At 47.2% G+C, this 20,752-nt stretch carries 14 protein-coding genes; 3 read left to right on the top strand and 11 right to left on the bottom strand.

All coding sequences use genetic code 11. The features are described 5' to 3' along the window. Window positions 1-46 precede the first annotated feature (46 nt). The 8 genes from pyrD to L9G74_RS10785 form a co-directional block, all read right to left on the bottom strand. Window positions 47-1,066 (bottom strand): quinone-dependent dihydroorotate dehydrogenase, encoded by a 1,020-nt coding sequence (gene pyrD / locus L9G74_RS10820; RefSeq protein ID WP_238896337.1) that lies wholly within the window; start codon window positions 1,064-1,066, stop codon window positions 47-49. Window positions 1,067-1,128: 62 nt separating this feature from the next. Continuing rightward, a complete protein-coding gene (locus L9G74_RS10815) occupies window positions 1,129-5,976 on the bottom strand; it encodes an NAD-glutamate dehydrogenase (RefSeq protein WP_238896335.1) in 4,848 nt (1,615 codons plus the stop codon). 450 nt (window positions 5,977-6,426) lie between these two features. Continuing rightward, window positions 6,427-6,645 (bottom strand): DUF2835 domain-containing protein, encoded by a 219-nt coding sequence (locus tag L9G74_RS10810; RefSeq protein WP_238896334.1) that lies wholly within the window; start codon window positions 6,643-6,645, stop codon window positions 6,427-6,429. A gap of 3 nt (window positions 6,646-6,648) precedes the next feature. Continuing rightward, window positions 6,649-9,240 carry an aminopeptidase N gene (pepN, locus tag L9G74_RS10805; RefSeq protein WP_238896333.1) on the bottom strand — a complete coding sequence of 864 codons (2,592 nt, stop codon included), beginning with the start codon at window positions 9,238-9,240 and terminating at the stop codon, window positions 6,649-6,651. Window positions 9,241-9,334: 94 nt separating this feature from the next. Further along, the gene (gene prc / locus L9G74_RS10800) at window positions 9,335-11,398 is read right to left on the bottom strand and encodes a carboxy terminal-processing peptidase (protein ID WP_238896331.1); all 2,064 of its coding nucleotides are present in this window, start codon (window positions 11,396-11,398) and stop codon (window positions 9,335-9,337) included. Between the two features lie 30 nt (window positions 11,399-11,428). Beyond that, complete coding sequence (gene proQ / locus L9G74_RS10795; protein ID WP_238896330.1) at window positions 11,429-12,082, bottom strand: RNA chaperone ProQ; 654 nt, start codon at window positions 12,080-12,082, stop codon at window positions 11,429-11,431. A gap of 247 nt (window positions 12,083-12,329) precedes the next feature. Then, on the bottom strand, window positions 12,330-12,788 hold the full coding sequence (locus L9G74_RS10790; RefSeq protein WP_238896329.1) for a free L-methionine (R)-S-oxide reductase MsrC: 459 nt from the start codon (window positions 12,786-12,788) through the stop codon (window positions 12,330-12,332). A gap of 3 nt (window positions 12,789-12,791) precedes the next feature. Beyond that, window positions 12,792-13,079 (bottom strand): YebG family protein, encoded by a 288-nt coding sequence (locus L9G74_RS10785; protein ID WP_238896328.1) that lies wholly within the window; start codon window positions 13,077-13,079, stop codon window positions 12,792-12,794. A gap of 172 nt (window positions 13,080-13,251) precedes the next feature. On the opposite strand from L9G74_RS10785, the gene L9G74_RS10780 reads away from it, so the two are divergent. From L9G74_RS10780 to L9G74_RS10770, 3 genes are read left to right on the top strand one after another with little or no spacing between them, the layout of a single operon-like run. After that, window positions 13,252-13,902: a paraquat-inducible protein A gene (locus tag L9G74_RS10780; RefSeq protein ID WP_238896535.1), complete on the top strand. Its 651-nt coding sequence runs from the start codon at window positions 13,252-13,254 to the stop codon at window positions 13,900-13,902. Further along, a complete protein-coding gene (locus L9G74_RS10775; RefSeq protein ID WP_238896327.1) occupies window positions 13,880-14,509 on the top strand; it encodes a paraquat-inducible protein A in 630 nt (209 codons plus the stop codon). The genes L9G74_RS10780 and L9G74_RS10775 overlap by 23 nt, the downstream gene beginning before the upstream one ends. After that, window positions 14,496-17,093: an MlaD family protein gene (locus L9G74_RS10770; protein ID WP_438944563.1), complete on the top strand. Its 2,598-nt coding sequence runs from the start codon at window positions 14,496-14,498 to the stop codon at window positions 17,091-17,093. Before L9G74_RS10775 ends, L9G74_RS10770 begins: the two co-directional genes overlap by 14 nt. Window positions 17,094-17,350: 257 nt before the next feature. Here L9G74_RS10770 and L9G74_RS10765 read toward each other — a convergent pair whose 3' ends face one another. The 3 genes from L9G74_RS10765 to L9G74_RS10755 form a co-directional block, all read right to left on the bottom strand. Further along, on the bottom strand, window positions 17,351-18,118 hold the full coding sequence (locus tag L9G74_RS10765; RefSeq protein WP_238896325.1) for a hypothetical protein: 768 nt from the start codon (window positions 18,116-18,118) through the stop codon (window positions 17,351-17,353). Between the two features lie 624 nt (window positions 18,119-18,742). Further along, on the bottom strand, window positions 18,743-19,276 hold the full coding sequence (locus tag L9G74_RS10760) for a hypothetical protein (RefSeq protein WP_238896324.1): 534 nt from the start codon (window positions 19,274-19,276) through the stop codon (window positions 18,743-18,745). A gap of 181 nt (window positions 19,277-19,457) precedes the next feature. Beyond that, window positions 19,458-20,684 (bottom strand): nucleoside recognition domain-containing protein, encoded by a 1,227-nt coding sequence (locus tag L9G74_RS10755; protein ID WP_238896323.1) that lies wholly within the window; start codon window positions 20,682-20,684, stop codon window positions 19,458-19,460. Window positions 20,685-20,752: the final 68 nt, after the last annotated feature.

Here is a 20,752-nt window from a genome sequence, read left to right as displayed (position 1 = left end):
CGCGATCCTTTTTTAGATCAAATATTGTATTTGCGATCAGATCTATTTATTTAGATCGATATGCATCCACAATATCTTTAATTAATTTCGGGCCTTGGTAAATAAAGCCTGAATAAATTTGCACCATAGTGGCGCCAGCATCTAGTTTTGCCAATGCATCTTCAGCGCTGTTAATACCACCGCCGCCAAGAATCGGGATCTGTCCTTTCAGGCAGGTAGCCAATTGCTTGATCACTTTGGTAGATAGCTCATTGAGTGGCTTGCCACTCATGCCACCCGTCTCGTTGGAGTTAGCCAAACCGCTGACACCGTCACGGCTTAAGGTGGTGTTGGTGGCAATGACACCATCAAATTCGTTCGCCAATAACGCATCGGCGATTTTTTGAATTTCGTCTTCGTTAAGATCAGGGGCAATTTTTAGGGCAATCGGTACATACTTATTATATTTTTCAGCTAACTCTTTTTGACGAGTTTTTAAACTGCTAAGTAAGTCTTCTAATAACTCGCCATATTGCATAGTGCGCAAACCGGGAGTGTTCGGCGATGAAATATTCACCGCGATATAATCGGCATATGGATAAACTTTATCTAAACAGATTAAATAATCATCCTTGCCCTGCTCTACTGGTGTGTCTTTATTTTTACCGATATTCACACCAACCACTGCATTGGATTTTTTCGCAATAAGATTTTTAACGAGGTTATCGACACCTTTGTTATTAAATCCCATACGGTTGATGATCGCTTTTGCAGGCTTAATACGAAACAAGCGCGGTTTGTCGTTACCCGGTTGCGGACGTGGCGTCACAGTACCGACTTCAACATGACCAAAGCCCATGGCGCTAAATGCGTCGATGCATTCACCGTCTTTATCCATGCCAGCGGCTAAACCTACAGGGTTGGGAAATGTCACCCCCATAAATGTCACCGGCGCAGGGGCAATATTCTGCTTGTAAAAGCAGTTCAGTGGCGAGTTTGCGGTAGCACCAAGCCCTTTCATGGCAAAGTTATGCGCAAGCTCCGGGTCCATCTGAAACATGACCTTTTGTGCGAGTTCGTAAAACATGTGTTCTCCTAAGACCTAAAAAAAGCCCCGGCATTATGCCAGGGCTTGAAATTTTATAATATTTATCGCTGCCCTTCACAGTGCAGAATGAGGAGATTTAGCTCTCTCAACGCTACCGAAAACTTAGCAAACTCATGCACACCGGACGTTTTGAAATCGGCCAACATGCTGAACCAACGTTCCAGCAGGCTTTGGTGGCTGTCAATCCATTGCGTTAACACCGCTGATGAGTCACACACCCCATCACAGTTACGCAATACTACCGAGGTCAATGAGCGTTGCTGCCAATCGAGTTCTTCTCTAAAGGCGGCACGTGCCAGCGCTTGCCAATGGTTCGCGGCGGTTTGCGCAGTAATCTGCTCAAGGAACCAGTGCAGCTCGACTTTAGCGCCTAACTTATAATAAGTCTCAGCCACTAACGCTACCGGCTTTTGCTCAATTTCAGCAATTTGGGCGATATCCAAGGCACAGAACAAGGTACTCATTTTAGCAACCAAGTTGGCTACATCTTCAGGTACACCTTCACGTTCCAATGCTTTGACATCAATATCGATACCGTGCCATTCGTCTTCAACTAAGTAGTTGTGAACGTTGTCACGCAGCACTTCAAACACCGGTTTGAAGAAGCTAACGGTTTGCTCAATGTTGAAGCTACGGTTGCGATTACGCAGCACCCAGCGACAAGCTCGGCGCATATTACGACGCAACTGATGCAACATTTCACTTTGAACCACGGCCGGTACGCTGCTGCCCAGTTTCGAAATGTTTGAAACTAAATCACCTAATCCGAATATTTCTCTTGTCATAGAGTAACATACAGCGGCTTCAGCAACTGAGGCACCAGTCTCATCCTGCATACGTTGGATGAAGTTTAAGCCCATCTCGTTCACCAACTGATTGGCGAGTGAGGTGGCAATGATTTCGCCACGCAATGGGTGCGAACTCATCTTGTCTGCATAGATTTTTTGCAGTTTTTTCGGGAAGTAATCCACCAACAACTGGCTCAGATGTGGATCATCGGTCACTTCTGGCGTGACCAGTTGCTCTTTGAGCAGCATTTTGGCGTAAGCCACCAACACTGACAGCTCTGGACGTGTCAGACCACGGTTGCCCGCCTGACGTTCGTTCAGTTCTTCCTCTGTTGGCAGGAACTCCAACGCGCGGTCCAGTTTGCCCTCTTTTTCCAAATAATGGATAAAGCGGATGTGTTCTTTCAACTGGCTCGCTGCGTGCGTTTGGGTCACGGAGATGGTGCGGGTCTGGTCGATACAGTCTTGAATCACGATATCGGCGACTTCGTCGGTCATCTCTTCTAGCAACACGTTACGCTGTTTCAGGGTCAAGTCGCCTTCGGCCACTAAGCTGTTCAGCAAAATCTTGATATTGACTTCGTTATCGGAACAGTCCACACCGCCAACGTTATCCACGAAGTCAGTGTTCATGCGGCCACCGTTAGCGCAGTATTCGATACGGCCTAACTGAGTACAACCTAAGTTACCGCCCTCGCCAATAATCTTGGCACGCAGTTGGTTACCGTTAACACGCAATGCATCGTTAGCGCGGTCGCCCACTTCGGCGTTGGTTTCTTTAGACGATTTAACGTAAGTACCGATACCGCCATTCCACAGCAGATCCACTGGCATTTTCAGCAATTCGTGGATCAGTTCGGTTGGGTTCATCGTGGCCTTGCTGGTGCCAAGCATCTGTTTCATTTCAGGCGTTAATGAAATCGATTTAGCACTGCGCAGGAAGATGCCACCGCCTTTAGAGATCAACGCTTTGTTGTAGTCATCCCAGCTTGAGCGTGGCAGATCAAACATGCGTTGGCGCTCAGCAAAGCTGCTCGCTGCATCAGGCGTTGGGTCAATGAAAATGTGCATGTGGTTGAACGCTGCTTGCAGCAAAGTATGCTCAGACAACAACATACCGTTACCAAACACGTCACCGGCCATGTCACCAATACCCACACAGGTAAACTCGGTAGTTTGGCAATCAATGCCAACTTCACGGAAGTGACGTTTCACAGATTCCCACGCACCACGGGCAGTGATACCCATTTTCTTGTGGTCGTAACCGTGTGAACCACCAGAAGCAAACGCATCACCCAACCAGAAGCCATATTCCAGCGCAATGCTGTTGGCAAGATCAGAGAAAGTCGCAGTACCTTTGTCGGCTGCAACCACCAAATATGGGTCGTCTTCGTCATGACGGACCACATCCACTGGCGGCACGATCTCTTTGTTGACGATGTTGTCAGTGATATCCAGCAAGCCGCGGATAAACAGGCGATAACATGCTTGGCCTTCTTGGAATACCGCTTCACGTGAGGCTTGTTGTGGCATCTGTTTACAGACGAAACCACCTTTAGCGCCCACCGGTACAATAACGGTGTTTTTCACTTGCTGCGCTTTTACCAGACCCAGTACTTCAGTACGGAAGTCTTCACGACGATCCGACCAACGCAAACCACCACGCGCTACGCGGCCACCGCGTAGGTGCACACCTTCAACCCGTGGGCTGTAGACGAAGATTTCATACTTCGGCAGCGGTTTTGGCATTTCAGGGATTTGGTCCGGCGCGAACTTGAAGGACACATAGCTCTTGAACTCGCCATTCTCAGTGGTTTGATAGAAGTTGGTACGCTGGGTTGCGTTAATCAAGTCGAGATAACGACGGATGATACGGTCGTCATCAAGGCTAGCCACATCTTCAAGGCGCAGATTGATCTGCTCAACAAACTTGGCGGTAGTGCGGGTTTTCAATTTTGGATTGAATTTACGCACGAACATTTTCACCAGTGAATCGGCGATTTGCGGATAACGGGCAAAGGTTTCTTCGATATACGCTTGGCTGAAGGTCGCATCAATCTGGCGCATATATTTAGCATAAGCACGTACCACTGACACTTCGCGGCCAGTCAGGTTAGTTGCCAATACTAAGCGGTTGAAACCGTCATCTTCTAAGGTTTTGTTCCATACCAGTGACAAGGCGTTTTGGAAACGGTCTTGGCTGTCAACAATCTCATCAGACACCGCATGTTGCACTGTCATCAAGAAGTCGAGGATCCAGTATGTCGCGCCGTCAGCGGTAATCACTTCGTATGGGCGTTCGTTAATCACGCGCAGACCAAAGTTTTCCAGCATTGGCAGTACGTCTGACAGATGAATTGGCTCATCTTTGTGGAACAGTTTCAGACGAACTTTGTTGCCTTGCTTAGCGGATTCTTGTGGTTGATAGAACAGCATACCCAAACGATGGTCATCATCGAGCGCTTCGAGCTGTTGAATATCGACTACAGCAGATGGCGGCAATACGTCATCTTTATAGCTTTGCGGGAAGGCGCTGGCGTAACGTTTAAAGCAACGAGTGCCCAACTCTTCACCGGCTGAACTATGCAGTGCAGTGGAAAGTTTATCGTCCCATGAGCGGGCGGCTTCAATCAGGTTTTGTTCTATCTGTGCCACATCGACATCCATATTATTGTTATTGTCTACCTTGACCCGATAATGGGTACGGCATAGGGAAGATTCAGAGAAATAGGTGGTAAATTCCACTTCCTCTGAGCTTTTAAAACTTTCGGCAAGAATACGTTGCGTGTCTTGGCGCAGGCGGGTGTTGTAACGGTCTTTCGATACATACACCAAGCAAGAGATAAAGCGGCCGTAACCGTCTTTACGCACAAACAAGCGCAACTTATCGCGATCTTGCATTTCCAGCACGCCGCGCGCCATTTCGTACAACTCATCCACTGACGCTTGAATAATTTCATCGCGTGGCAAGTTTTCCAAAATGTTCAGCAGGGTTTTGAAATCGTGCGAGCGTGGTGTCAGTTCAGACATGTCCATCACACGTTGTACTTTCTCGGCCAACATTGGAATAGCACGCGGGCTGCGGTTGTACAGGTTTGACGTGTACAGACCGACAAAACGTGCTTCACCAATCACATTGCCCTGCTCGTCAAAACGTTTGATGCCGACATAGTCAACATAGGCTGGACGGTGCACGCGGCTGCGGGCGCTACTCTTGGTTAACACCAGCACTTTACTATCTAGCGCTTGGCGGCGAGCCGAGTCAGAGAAATTAGACAGGCGTAAGCCGTGCTCGGGTTGATCTTTGCCCGGCTTTTTCATCAAACCTAGGCTGGAGTTCATATCGGGCACCAGCTCGACATCGCCTTCAATACGGCGCAGCTCGTAGTAGCGATAACCTAGCAGGGTAAAATGATGATCGCTCAGATATTTAATAAAGCTGATGGCTTCATCGAGTTCGTGCTGCTGGCCTGGGAATGGCAAGTTAGGCAACTGCTCGGCGATGTCGGCCATCTTTTCCATCATTGGCTGCCAATCACATACAGCAGCAGCCACGTCAGCCAGCGTTGTTTCCAGCTCTTTTTCGATGTGTTTTAAATCGGCTTCGCTGCTTTGACGGTCGATCTCAATGAGAAAAACAGCCACCTTGTCACTATCATCGCTGCTGCCTTTTACCGGCGAAACTCGTTCAATACGTTTGCCATCGCGTTCAATCGCTAACGGCGTGTGCAACATCATGTGTGCGGTGATACCTAAACGGCTCAGCGCCATGCTGAGCGAGTCCACCAGAAACGGCATATCAGGTTGCACGACTTCGATCACGGTATGGGTACTCTGCCAGCCATGCTTAGACTGACTAGGGTTGAACACCCGCATGTGAGTTTGGCCAATTTCGGTCTTGTCGAGCGCATTCCATAAGCTCAAAAGTGCGCCATAAAGATCGCTGTCATTGCGAGCGCGTAAATCGTCTTTTGACATGTGCGCATACATACAAGTGGCAAACTGCTCGACTTGCTTAGCATTATCATGCGCAATTTTGTTATGGATTAGGCTGACAACATTTTCCAGCAATACGGAGGGCGTTGAATGGTTCAAAGCCATAATGAGGTTTCCTTAAGCGTCGGTCGAACGCTTTTTCATTTAAGGGATTTTTGCAGACCCTGGCCTAGAATGAATAGTGTGACCGAGGTCATACGCCGAAGTTTATTACCAAATATTGTTCATTTCGAGCAAAATTTTAGTTTGAAATAAATATGTTATCCAATCTCAGTAAAGATTTTTTTACTGTTGCTGGACAGTTACCCCAACACTTGCCCTACCAAAACTGACAATGTTACCGATAACACGCCTTTTAGCTAATCGACAAAACAAAAATACTAACATTCCCCCGCGCCTAGGCTGTTGGTGGAGAGTAACTACACGGCACCTCACCTGCCTGGCCTAAATCACGCTCTACCTGCTGCAAAAACAACCAGCAAAGATAAACAGCCCCTAGCAAAGCCGAACTGTGGTAGAGCAGTGACAAAAAAGCCACCGCGAGGTGGCTAATAATTACAGTTTATGCAACGACTGCAAGCGCCCTTGCTCATCGATCACCAACTTGAAAGTACCATTAATGCCGCTGCCGGTAAGAAATGGTCGAAAGTGCCGCGCACCAATCCGCAGCACTAACCCGTTGATATCGGTGACTTGTACATTTTCGGCATAACCTTGGTAATAAGGCTTAAACTCATCAAAGCTGAGAGCCATCCGAAAAACAAACTCACGCATCGACTATTGCCCTAACGCCTTGCTGGCTTTCTCATACACATCGCGCGACAAATCAGGCAAATCTAACAACTGTTGCAAGCAAGCTTTCAACTGCTGCTGACGCTGCGCATCAAATTTACTGAACTGGATCAGTGGTGTCATAATCCGCGCTGCCACCTGTGGGTTGAGGCCATTCATCTTTTTAATCACGTTGGTTAAAAACTGATAGCCTTGCCCATCAGCGCGATGGAACTGCGGCAAGTTAGTCGATGCAAAGGCACCCAGCAATGAACGAACGCGGTTCGGGTTATTGAAGCTAAATGCAGGATGATCTTGCAAGCCTGTCAAACGTTGCAGCACGCTGTCTTCATTGATAGAACCTTGCAGCGTGAACCATTTGTCCATCACTAGCGGCGTATCTTGCCATTGCTTACCAAATTGCTCTAACAGCTCGTCACGGCAATCGGCGCTACCAGCCACGGCGGCAGCTAGTGCGCCCAGCGCATCAGTCATCCCTTCGGCAGCGTTGAACTGTTGCGTTAACAAACTCTCATGACCATCGGCGCTGCGGGCTAACAAGGCCAAAATGGCATTTTTAAAGCTGCGGCTGGCAGCATTATCTTGCCCGACCAACTCTCGATAACGTGCCAGCAGTTCATCTTCTGTGGCATCGGCGATGGCATCGATTACAAAGTCACGTGCGCTGAACAATGCGTCCAAATCCACTTGCTCAACCTGCTCAATCAATGAGTTAGCAGTGGCAAATTTCAACATCTCAGCCGATAACGCATGGTCTTGGGTAGCGTGCAATACCACGGCGCGGAAGGCGTCGATGACACTGCTATCTAAACTCATGGCCTGCTGCTGTTGCAAACGTGCCACGTTTTGCCACACCGCTTGGCTAAACAGAGACACAGAAGCTTCCCAGCGCGCCACTTCACTGCTGGCAAAGCCCATCAGTACGAGTAGTTGTGCGGTGGCATATTGATAATGCAATTTCACTGGCGCAGAGAAATCTTGCAACAGTGATGGCACCGGTGCCCCGCCCTTAACATCAAACTCAAAGCTTTGTGACGCTTCGGTGAGTTCCAGTAACTCATTCACTAGGCTGTTGCCTTCGTTATCGAGTAGTTCAACGCTAAATGGAATATGCAGCGGCAGTTTTGGCTGTTCGTTGCTGCGTGTTGGGGTGAATTGTTTAACGTCTAAACGATACACGCCTTTATCTGCATCATAACTGTCAGTCACCGTCAGCTCTGGTGTGCCTGCTTGACTGTACCAACGACGGAACTGGCTGAGGTCTTTTCCGCTGGCGTCTTGCATTGCTTGCACAAAATCATCACAGGTGACCGCTTGGCCGTCATGACGCTCAAAATAGAGTTTCATGCCCGCTTGGAAACCTTGCTCACCTAACAAAGTGTGCATCATACGGATCACTTCAGCGCCTTTGTCATACACAGTCACGGTGTAGAAGTTGTTCATTTCAATCACTTCTTCCGGACGAATTGGATGTGACATTGGGCCAGCATCTTCGGCAAACTGATGGTTTTTCATCACTTTGATGGCATGAATACGGTTCACGGCGCGAGAGCCAACATCAGAGCTGAACTCTTGATCGCGGAATACGGTTAAGCCTTCTTTCAAACTCAGTTGGAACCAATCACGGCAAGTGACGCGGTTACCAGTCCAGTTGTGGAAGTATTCATGGCCAATCACAGATTCAATACCATGGAAATCTTCATCGGTGGCGGTTTGTTCATCTGCTAACACATACTTGGTGTTGAAGACGTTAAGGCCTTTGTTCTCCATGGCGCCCATATTGAAGAAATCCACCGCCACGATCATGTAGATATCGAGGTCGTATTCCAAATCAAAACGACTTTCGTCCCACGCCATGGCTTTTTTTAGCGAGGCCATGGCATGGTGGGCTTTATTCAAATTGCCTTTATCAACAAACACCTGCAACTTGACGTCACGCTCACTCTTCGTCGTAAAGTTGTCTTCGAGCAGGTCAAAATCACCGGCAACTAAGGCAAACAGATAACAAGGTTTTGGGAATGGGTCTTGCCAACAAGCATAGTGCCAACCATCATCCAAACGCCCCTGTTCCACTTTGTTGCCGTTGCTGAGCAAAAATGGGAATTCAGTCGGTGCTTCAATCCGCACCGAGAAACGGCTTAACACATCAGGGCGATCAGGGAAGAAGGTAATGCGACGGAAACCTTCCGCTTCGCACTGGGTGCAATAGGCACCATCTGACATGTACAGACCTTCAAGGCTTGAATTACCTTGAGGATCAATCACTGTCACTAGGGTCAGTTCAAATTTGGCCGGTACGTTAGCAAGCGTAAGTTTGCCATCTGTGTGTTGATAAGCCACTTCGGCCCCATCAACCAGCACTTGTTCGATCTGTTGTTGCTCGCCATCTAATATCAGTGGCCGTTGGTGCTCACCATTACGTTCGATTTGGCTGACCGCTGTCACGCGAGTCGTTTGCGGTGCTAAACGAAAAGTTAAATTCAATGCTGGCACCAAGTAGTCTGGTGGCAGGTAATCGGCAAGGCGTTTGGCGGCAGGCTGTACCGCGGTGACTGGAGAGGTTTGATTATCTGACATATTACGGCCTCTAATTGAATTTTTACTATGCTGCATCATGCAGTCATGTGACGAAAAAGCGCGCATTATGCGCGCTTTTTTAGTGGTGTTTAGTTTAGCCGTTGTGGCTAGTTTTGGCTTTGTAATCCACCATATCTAGGGTGATAAAGGCGGCCTCATCTAGGAAGACATCCGGTTTAGCAATCTCTTTTTCCTCTTTGCTAACCTCTTCTTCATCATCCAACTTGGCTAATGGTTTTAAACCGTGCTTTTGACGACGTTCGTTCAAACGCGCTAAGGCTTTAGTATCTTCATCATCACGCTCTTTAAGACGTTCGCTTTCTACCAGCGATACACTCTTCTCTTTATGGTGAGCGCGGAACAGTTTGATATCTTCTTGAACGTAAGAAAACTCAACATTCTTGGCGATACGCTGCACGTGTTCTTTATCTAACACGCTCACTTCAGCATTAGTCACGTTGTTCAGTGGCTGATACTGCGCTGGCGGAACTTGATCCCAAGGCAATGCATTATCTTGCTCAGCTTCACCGTATTCACCTGCATCCAACGCTGTTGGGAACAGAATATCCGGTGTTACGCCTTTACGCTGGGTGCTGCCACCGTTAATACGGTAGAACTTGGCAATGGTATATTGCACGTGTCCAATCGGCTTATCGTACATGTCGTAGATACGGCCCAAGCTCTTATGCTGTTGTACCGTACCTTTACCAAAGGTAGATTCACCCACAATCAGTGCACGCCCATAATCTTGCAACGCGGCAGCAAAAATCTCTGACGCTGATGCTGAATAGCGGTCAACCAATACGGTCAGCGGCCCATCGTAGTAGGTTTTGCCATCGTTATCGCGGTTTTCAGTAATACGGCCTGAAGCATCACGGATTTGCACTACTGGACCTTGATCGATGAACAAACCGGTCATCAATGTCGCTTCAGTTAATGCGCCACCACCGTTACCGCGTAGATCAAGCACGATACCTTCCACTTTATCCGCTTTGAGTTTTTCCAACTCTTTCGCGACATCGTTAGATAGGTTCATGTAGAAGCCTGGCACTTCAACCACACCTATCTTACGGTGCGCATATGGGCCTTCTGTTGGCTCAATCACTTTTGAGGTTGCAGCGCGGTCTTCTAAGCGGATTTTGTCACGAGTAACGGTCACGTTGAATGGTTTAGCTGTGTTGCCGCCTTTCTTAGGTAACACTTGCAGGGTCACGCTGCTACCCTTCGGCCCTTTGATCAGGTCAACCACATCATCTAAACGCCAGCCAATTACATCAACGATTTCGCCGTTGTCTTGGCCAACACCGATAATCTTGTCGTCTGGCTCCAACTTACCGCTAGATGCGGCCGGGCCACCGGCAACTAAGCTTTTGATGACGGTGTAGTCATCTTCCATCTGCAATACGGCGCCAATACCTTCCAGACTGAGATTCATCTCCATCTCAAAACGTTCGGCATTGCGTGGTGACAAATAGCTAGTGTGCGGTTCAATGCTACGTGCAAAGGCGTTCATCAAACCTTGGAATACGTCTTCACTATTGGTTTGCTTCATGCGTTTGATGGCGTTGTTGTAGCGCTTTTGCAGCACTTCGACAATTTCAGGCCATTCTTTGCCCGTCAATTTCAAACTTAACGCATCGTATTTAACACGTTGGCGCCACAATTCATCCAGCTCGGCTTCATTCTTCGGCCAAGCAGCTTCTTTGCGATCAAAAACGTATTTATCACCGGCAACATCGAAGTTCATTTTAGTGTCGAGCAAGGTCAGCGCATAAGCGAAACGCTCATAGCTCTTTTGCTGTACTAAATCGAACATTTGGTAAGCAGGTTCTAACTGACCGCTTTTGATCATGTCATCAAATTTGGTCTCGTACTGCTGTCTGAATTTATCGACATCACTTTGTAATAAGATGTTTTTACGATAGTCCAGTTGCTCCAAGAAACGATCAAATATCGCTTGAGAAAACTGGTCATCCAAGGTGATGCGATGGTAATGAGATCGAGTAAAGAGCCCAGCGACACGCTTACTAGTAACCTGATGTTGGGGCTCTTGATGCAGCTCAGGTAACTCGCTGATCGGAATGGTGGGGGATATAGCAAACGCCTGGGAACCCAACAACATACTGGCCATTGACGCAGCTATAATAATCTTTCGCATCAGCAAGTTACTCCTAAGTATCTTTCCTTGTTACAGCAGAATATGCTCTGCTTTTACCTTCACAGTCAACCCTGTATTCAGTTGAACTTGAATGTCTTCTTTGTTGATGTCGCTAATCACACCTGGTACCGGAGTCGCCCCCAGTTTCACGTTAACTTTTTGACCAGATGACAATTGGGACAACTCAGCAGGCACAAGATTCACTGCTGGAGCTTCAACTTTTTTAGCTGCTGGTTTTTTACCAACGGCTTTTTTAGCGAATTCTGCTTTAGCGCGAGGCTTACGTTTTGCAGCATCGCGAGGCTTCTGCTCATCTTTACCAGCGGCTTTGTTCACTTCTTGACGACGAGCGCGAGCTTTGTCTTGGCTTTCTTTCAACGCTTTCTGTGCATGTTCTACATGCTCAGCTTCCAAAGCACCACATGGGTTGCCATCGAGATCAACGCGTTGTACGCCTTCTTTCAAGGCTTTCAAATAGCGCCAGCTATTAGTGTAGCGACGAATAGCAATACGTAACTGTGTTTTGCTGACTTTGGAATCGTCGGCTAACCGTTCAGCCAAGTCTTGAAATAAACCAATTTTCAGAGGTTTAGCTTCGCCCTCAGCGATAAAACATAACGGGAACGTCTCGTAAAGATATGCCAGAATGGCGTTGGTATCGGTCAACTTTTCTGTTGATTCCATAATAGATCCACAAATTACAGGGACGCCAGCACGGGTTATTAAGTGCACGCGACTGGGTCATTAATTACTACTATCCGCTCTGGACAGCGCGCTTATTTGAATGAAAGGGCTGCTGACGGTATCAATTTACCATAGCAACTCTGCCTGTTACTTACCAGAAACAAAGTATTAGCAGTCCACCAAAGCCGCCTATTATAAGCGGCCTTGTGACGAAATCGACTACAATCAGTGCAAAATCGTGCGCCTTTTAAGCAAACACGCATTTTTCGAAGGTAGAAACCAAGGTTTCAATGCCCAATTGATCAATTTCAGTGAATCTTGAAAATACTGGGCTGTCGATATCTAACACTGCAACGACTTGTCCATTATGGCGTACTGGCACCACAATTTCAGAGTTACTCGCCGAATCGCAGGCGATGTGGCCATCAAACTCGTGCACATTATCAACCCGCTGGGTTTGATTCAATGCTACGGCAGTACCACATACGCCTTTACCTACCGGAATACGCACACAAGCCACTTTGCCTTGAAACGGGCCTAACACCAGCTCGTCACCTTTAAGCAGATAAAACCCCGCCCAGTTAAGCTCGGTTAACTGTTCATTGATCAGTGCTGAAAAGTTGGCCATGGCGGCAATCAGATCGTCTTCGCCGGTAAATAGTGCTTCAACCTGACGGTTGAGAGAATGGTAAAACTCAGAGGTCATTAACTACTCGCTTTGTTGCGCTTCAGATTTTTTACTCCGCTTAGCGGGCGCGGCCTTTACGGGAGCAGCACCTTTAAGCAGATTCGCCAGCGTATCTTTATTGGACGCTAAATAAAAAGCAAGTTTTTCCAAGCTACTGTCTTGTAGCTCTAACTCACCTTGTTGCAGAAAAGGAATTAGATTGTCAGCGACATCGAGCATGCGATCATACGCATCAGCCTCTTTTTTGGAAGCAAACGTCATTTTTTCTACCCCATCTCTGACAACCACAAATTTTGTAATAACAGCCATGACTGCCTCTTGAACTGGATTTTTATACAGTGGTTAGCATCGCATATTCCCTAGCCTACGTGCAACCTTCTTTCTGTTTCTGTTATGATTACCACTCCTGATGGTTGGCTAGCGATATCATTGAAAGCCAACGCCATTTTAGATGCCTGTTGGAGTCGTTCCCCCTATGTTAATGACACCGGTTAAGCCGGGTAAGCATTGCAATCTGATTGTGTGCAGTGGGTGTGATTTAGTGGTCAGCAAACGCGCGCTGCCGTCAGGTGTTAGAGCCGTATGCCCGCAATGCAATACACCGTTATACGATAAACCCTATTGTGCGCTCAATGGGGTCATGGCGCTGTGCATTACCGCCATCTTGTTATATATCCCAGCAATGATTTATCCAGTGTTAGAGCTGCATTTTCTTGGCAGTATTCGTACCAGCACCGTGTTTGATGGCGCGATGGCGGTTTGGCACCAAGGCTATTGGGTTGTTGGTTTAGGCGTATTGCTTGGCGCAGTGTTGGCACCAGCAGTGTTACTTTGCTCCATTCTGGCGCAAGTGCTAATTGTGCAAACAGGTTGGTATCGCACTAAGTTTGGCCGCGACACCTTAAATGGCTTGCTACGTTACCACGGACTCATTAGTCAGCTTTCGATGCTCGAAATCTATGTGATCAGCTTTTTGGTGACCTCGTTTCAGTTGTCTGATTTTGCTGATGTCTATTTCGGCTTAGGCACACTGTGCTTCACTTTATTGTTTGTGGTGACGCTATTTTTGCAGCGAGAATATAATCTCGAACACATGTGGGGATATGTAGGTGAAGCCAGCGACGAAAGCTAGAGGACTCGATTTAGGCATCTATCGCTGCCATGTCTGTGGCCTGCTCAATGACCAACATGAGCAGTATTGCGACCGTTGCCACGCCAAGATTACACCACGTGACTACCGCAGCCTGCAAAGCAGTTGGGCGTTGTTGATCACCGCCGCCATTTTATTGGTGCCAGCCAATATCTATCCAATCACCACTTTGGTGAAAAGCGGCAATGTCACCCACGAAACGATTTTCTCCGGCATTTTGCGATTAGTGCATGCCGACCTGCTGCCAATTGCCATTATTGTATTTACTGCCAGTATTTTAGTGCCGTGGTTGAAGATACTTGGCTTAGGATTTTATCTGTCGGCGATCACCTTCAAAATACCGATATCAAAACGTAAACTCACTACAGGTTTTCATATTATTGAATGGATTGGCCGCTGGTCGATGCTCGATCTATTCGTCATATCGTTATCGGTAGCATTAGTGAATATGGGGCAATTGCTGGATGCACAACCCGCCCCTGCCGCTACCGCCTTTGCACTGGTTATTTTATTTACTCAGTTAGCCGCCAAAACTTTGGATACGCGGCTACTTTGGGATCAACTGGATAAAAATGATGACAACTCCTGAACAACCAAAAGTTGTGCGCAAAAAACTGTTCTCTCCCGTGTGGTTACTGCCCATCATCGCACTGGCGTTGGGCGCGTGGTTAGGGATTAAAAGCATTCGCGAATCGGGTATCGACGTGCGAGTGCATTTTCCAAGTGCCACCGGGATCGATGTCAGCAAAACCTTAGTGCGCTATAAAGGCCTGAACGTGGGTAAAGTGGTCGATATTTCCATTGATGACCAACTGAAAGGCGTGAACGTTGATCTGGTGCTGGACTATCGCGCTGGCAACCTATTGAAAGACAGCACTAAATTTTGGTTGGTCACCCCTAAAGCAACCATCACCGGTGTTGAAGGGCTAGATGCGCTGTTCTCCGGCAACTATATTGGCATGCTGCCCGGCGACGGCGATTATCGCGACCATTTTGAAGCGGAGCGCGAATCACCGGCCATCGTACCATCTGAAGATGGTTTAGTGGTTGAATTGAAAGCCGATAAACTCGGTTCACTTGATGTTGGCTCGCCTATTTTCTATCGCCAAATTCCCGTAGGTAACATTGTTAGTTACCACCTCGATGAAAAGCATCACATTCAACTCAAAGGCTTTGTGCAACACCAATATGCGCATTTAGTTAAGCAAGACTCACGCTTTTGGAACGTCTCCGGCGTTCGAGTGGATGCGTCCTTGGCCGGCATTAAAGTGGATACCGAAAGTATCGCGTCAATCTTGGCCGGTGGCGTCAGTTTCAGTTCACCAGATGCCTCCAAAGAAGCTGAATCTGAACAGCTGTACCAACTCTACAATAACGAGAAAGAAGCCCACGGTGGTGCAAGCTTTTTGCTGACAGCCAAATCTGCTGACGGCATTAAAATCGGCACGGATGTGGTGTTTCGCGACTTACCAGTAGGTGAAGTAGAAGAGTTGCGTCTTACCGAGGACGGCGTAGCCATTCATGTGCGTATGGATACCCCCTACTCCGAATTGATTGGCGGCACCGCCGAATTTTGGACCGAGGGTGCGCAACTGTCATTAAGCAAGATCAGCCATCCAGAACGCTTAATCAGCGGCAATGTTATTCGTTTTAGTCCCGGCACTGGCGCCGCACAAACTGAATACCCGCTACTTAGCAGCGCGCCTGAGCTAGACGGTAATCCGCTCAAACTGACGTTACACGCCGATAATAATCCGGGCGCAGCCGTTGGGGCAGAAATTCGCTATCGCAATGTTACTATCGGCCAAGTTACTGGCGTTAACTTAGCGAAAGATTTTAGCCAAGTGAATGTTGAGGTTGAAATTGAGGCGCCATTCAAAAATCTGGTGACGCAAGGCAGTGACTTTATTGTGCAGCCACCGGTGCAAGTTAACGCATCGCTGGATGGTATTGAAATTAAAGGCACTGACGTTGGCAACCTGACCAAAGGCCGTATCGACCTACGCCCCGGTAACGGCGCAGCATTAACTGCCGATGCCACCTTACCTATCTATGAATCGGCAGAGCAAGCACAACTGGCACAGCAGCAAGCGCAACAACTCACATGGCAGTTGTATAGCAGCAGCGTCGCAGTCAATCCCGGTAGCGACGTGTACTACAAAAAAATGAAGATTGGCCAAGTTGCCGGAGTGAAGTGGCAGGCAGAACAAGATCAGTTCGCTATATCACTGGCAATTGAGCATACCTACCAATCATTACTTAACGAACGCAGCATCTTTTGGCCAACTGAAGCACTGACCATTGATGGTGGCTTAGGCGGGGTCAACGTTGCAGTAGCACCACTTTCCGGCATTTTAAAAGGCGGTATTTCGCTTGGTTTGCTTGATGAATCAGCTAGCGACAACCACTTGCTATATGCCTCTAAAAGCTTGGCTGAACGCCAATCAGTACCGTTCACCTTACAACTCCCAGTCAATTCAGCCATGAAAGCTGGCGCTGATATTCGTTACCTAGGTAACTCGGTCGGTACCATTGCCCAAGTACATTTGGCCGACGATCTGCAAAGCCTACGCGCCAGCGCTTATATCGATGGGCGCTTTGCCGATCAACTGCTGCGTAGTGATAGCCAATATCGTATTGAAGACGCCGAGCTATCGCTACGGGGCGTGAAAAACGCAACCGCAGTGCTCACTGGTCCCTTTATCAGCGTCACGCCCGGTAAACAAACGACACGTGCTGACAGTTTTGCAGTGCAAGCTGCCGATGATGGCATTGATAACGGTAACCCGCTGCAACTCAGTTTGGTACGCGCGGAGCTAGGCTCAATCAAACAAGGTACTGGCATTTTCTATCGCGGTATTTTGATTGGTAAAGTGGCGCAATATCAGTTAGCCGACAGTGGTGACCATGTAGTGATTAACGCCATCATCGCTGAACGTTATCGTCACTTGATCAATGCCAGCAGCCGCTTCTTTGATTTGTCTGGCATAAAAGTGGATGCGGGGATTTTCTCCGGCGTGCAGATTGATGCGGGCTCGGTAGAAACCATTCTCACCGGCGGCATTGGAGTTGCTACTGAACACCCCGCTACCGCAGCAGAGCAACTACCTCAGCAATTCGAACTAGCCGACAAGCCAGAAGAAAAATGGCTTAGCTGGTCACCAACCTTGTAGTGGCTAATGATTATTAAAAACCGATGGATTCGGAACTGATAAAAATGCAAAAGGCGGACTCAATAAAAGTCCGCCTTTCTAGCAAAGCATTGGACAATTCCGAGTTGAAACCTTAACTCTAACTCGTCAGTTTCGGATAAAAATTCTATGGGGTAGTTCCAAGCTCACCTGAACATATTACGGCGAGCATTTTTGTCTGAAAACGTTGCAACGCGCAATACACAAAATCGAATTCGTCGTGCAGCTTTTTGTTAGACTTATTTTGCATCTTTGAGCTTTTGAAATGTATTTAAAACCTTTTCTGCAACTTCTTTAGCTTTTTGCGGCGTATCGCACTCACTTGCAGCGATACGCTCTACATGAACACCTTCATGTTGGAGCGTCCGAATTCTTGCCTGAGCTTCGGCAGGTGTTTCTGTATGCACTGTATCACCATCGACTTCAAGAACCATTGTGATGCCCTTATAGATAAGTACAAAATCAGGTTCAATACGACTGTAAGACTCGCCTCCTCTAATAAAAACCGGAAGTGGAGCAAATGATACGCCAGTTGCTTTTAATGCTTTATAAACATGAATTTCGGGTCGGGATCTGAAAAGCAAACCATCTTGCGTAAGAGGAGCAACATTATCTGATCTTACTCGGCCTTGATTAGATACTTTTGAACCAGACAACCAAGCTGCTGCTTTTTCACGCCATTGAGGATCGTCAACAACAGCAGGGACAATGGCAATTTCCGAAAGGATCTCATGCTCATTGCCTTGCAGGAATACTTGGATTTGTTCCTTTATCGCAGTTGCTATTTGGTCCTTTGAGCCTTCTACCTGCGGGTACAGATTAATTGGAACATGCAAGAATAGATTGAAATAATACGTACCTCCGTTCCAATTATCGTAATGTGACTCTACGATTTCTGGCGTAGAGTAAGTCAAGATAGCCACTTCTCTCGCAGCACCATCAGCTGCGAATAATCTCGCTAATGTCCCTAGTACTGATTCTGGGTCTGAGAAAAATCTTGATGCCATTCGATACCTTCCCTTGTAATGCAACACTGGCCGAGCGACAGCGAAGTCCAATCTATGCGTCTTTTGCATGGGCAAATGTGCTTAGCTTTGTTATAAGTTGGATTTGTATAGTGTCTGATCATGAGTACCACCATGCCAGCCAGTATTTGAAATTTTCACAAAATCTTTGTGCTTACAGCTCTCACAATAGAGCTCAAAAGCCAGTGTAAAAAACGCTTAGTTTTTATTGAAAACTCAAAGTGTTATGGATTTTACAGTCTTCTGACCTGACTTCATAATCTAAAACTCGCATGATGTGCTTATCTGGGCACTTAGGAAAAAAAGTAGAAATAGTCGGTACCTGTTGCTCAGGTAAGACCTCCGTTCATGACTACTTCAGACCCAAGGTGAGAGCACACTAACCTCTTCGTTTATCAAACAAGCAATGCGTTTATCTTTTGAACTAAACAATTTGTATTTTCTCGGCAAATTTTGTGGAAATTGACTTAGTTTTTAAGCTCGAATACGACTTGTTCAAGAAACAAACGAAGTACGCTCACGCCCTGACTTCAGACCCGTGGTATGCCTTTCCACTATTGAATTTAGCCATTGCGTTTCTACTGCTACCCGGTTAGGGATTCGCTATTACCACTTGTAATTATGTTTTCTTTTATAACTTTCTAGGAATATCAATGATTTGAATGGTTGCAACTTCTCAGAATCTTCAGCATATTGATTTATATCTTCCATAAACATTTTGGCATGTTCGTATTCTATGACAAATCTACATTCAACCACATGATAAATAAAAGGATTTAGAACAACTAAAATAAATGAAATAAGAACAAATACAAAACTGCTAACATCAAGCGCTGGGTATAACGAAGCTATAATCAATACGCTGAAACTAACAATGACACACAGAAGCGAGTAAAACATAATTATCAGATATATTTTTGATATCATTTTGAAGTCAGGCAACACGCGCTCTACAGCTTTAATTAAGTCATCTTCCTCAACATCAAAAGATGCTTCGTGTACTTTGTACTCACCAATAAATCGCGACCCCGCCTCAGTGAAGCTATTTATTTCATTAAAGTAACGCGTGAGCATAAATCCAATAACTGCATTTACACCAAATGCTAATTGAGAAATTGTTAGAGTATTTGAAAGTTCCATAAAAGCCCTCTTACGCCTAATGCCCAAATCTGTAGTGAATTGCCACCGATAGAATAGTCACTCTGTAGCATTACTAAAATTTGGTCAACAATCATGTCTCATAATCTTCCAGCAAACGATGTTAAAGCATGCAATGGGGCAGCGTTAAGTTGAAGCATTATTCATTTCCCCTTAAGCACTCTCACCCATAAAACCAATACGCGACAAATATCGCGGCGATAATCCCGGTCAAGTCGGCTATCAGACCGCAACCGATGGCATGACGGCCATTTCTGATGCCGACAGCCCCAAAATACACGGCAAATACATAAAACGTGGTTTCGGTACTGCCTTGGAAGATGGCGGATAGACGCCCCGGGAATGAATCAACGCCGTAATGCGACATCGTTTCCAGCGCCAGAGCACGTGCACCAGAGCCACTTAACGGCTGCATTAAGCCGGTGGGCAGCGCATCTACAAAGCGGTTATCTAAACCAACGGAATTGACACACCAACGCACGGCATCCAAAAATAGGTCTAACGCACCAGAGCCACGCAATAACGCAATGGCCAGCAGCATCGCTAATAAATACGGGATCAGTTTTACAGATTGGCTAAAGCCCTCTTTGGCGCCCTCAACGAACTCGTCATACACCGGCACCTTGCGCACCACCGCCGCAAGCACCAATAAAAAGACTAAGCTAAGCAACACTAAATTACCGATGAGTGTGGACATCGCGCCGATCGCATCGGCCGTCAAGGTGGTCAGGTAAGCGATCATCGCACCAAACAAGGTAAGGCATACACCCGCATAAGCGGCAAAGGTTAAATTAAGCAGCGGCAAGCGTTGCATCACCGCCACCGATATCAACCCCGCCAACGTTGAGGCAGAGGTTGCTAACAGAATTGGCAGAAACACATCGGCGGGAGCAGCAGCGCCCTGCTGGGCGCGATAAAGAAATATCGTCACCGGCACTAATGTCACCGATGAGGTGTTCAGCACCAAAAACATAATCTGCGCGTTACTGGCAGTATCTTTACTGGGATTATGCCGTTGCAGATCTTCCATCGCCTTAAGTCCAAGCGGTGTAGCGGCATTATCGAGGCCAAACATATTGGCGGTGAGGTTCATGGTCACGCTACCAAAAGCACGGTCACCTTTGGGCAATTCCGGCATTAACTTACCTAATAGCGGCTCAAATATCCGCGAGATCAAGCCGATCATGCCGGACTGTTCCCCCAACCTCATTAAGCCCATCCACAGGCTCAGCACACCGATTAGCCCTAACGCGATAGTTGCCGCCAATTCGGCGCTATCAAATACGGCTTTTATGGCAACACCAGCGACTTGTGTATCACCGTGAGCTAAACGCCACACTATCGCCGCCAACGCGATGACAAAAAAGTAAGTCCAAATTTTATTAAGCAAAATCGCTCTCCAGCTTTTTGAATCGGCAGGTGCTATAATCCGCGCACTTTGTAATGCTGTTTTATCGG

Source organism: Shewanella electrica (assembly GCF_022321485.1).
In the GTDB taxonomy this organism is placed as follows: Bacteria; Pseudomonadota; Gammaproteobacteria; order Enterobacterales; family Shewanellaceae; genus Shewanella; species Shewanella electrica.
This window is presented reverse-complemented; position numbering and strand designations above follow the sequence as displayed.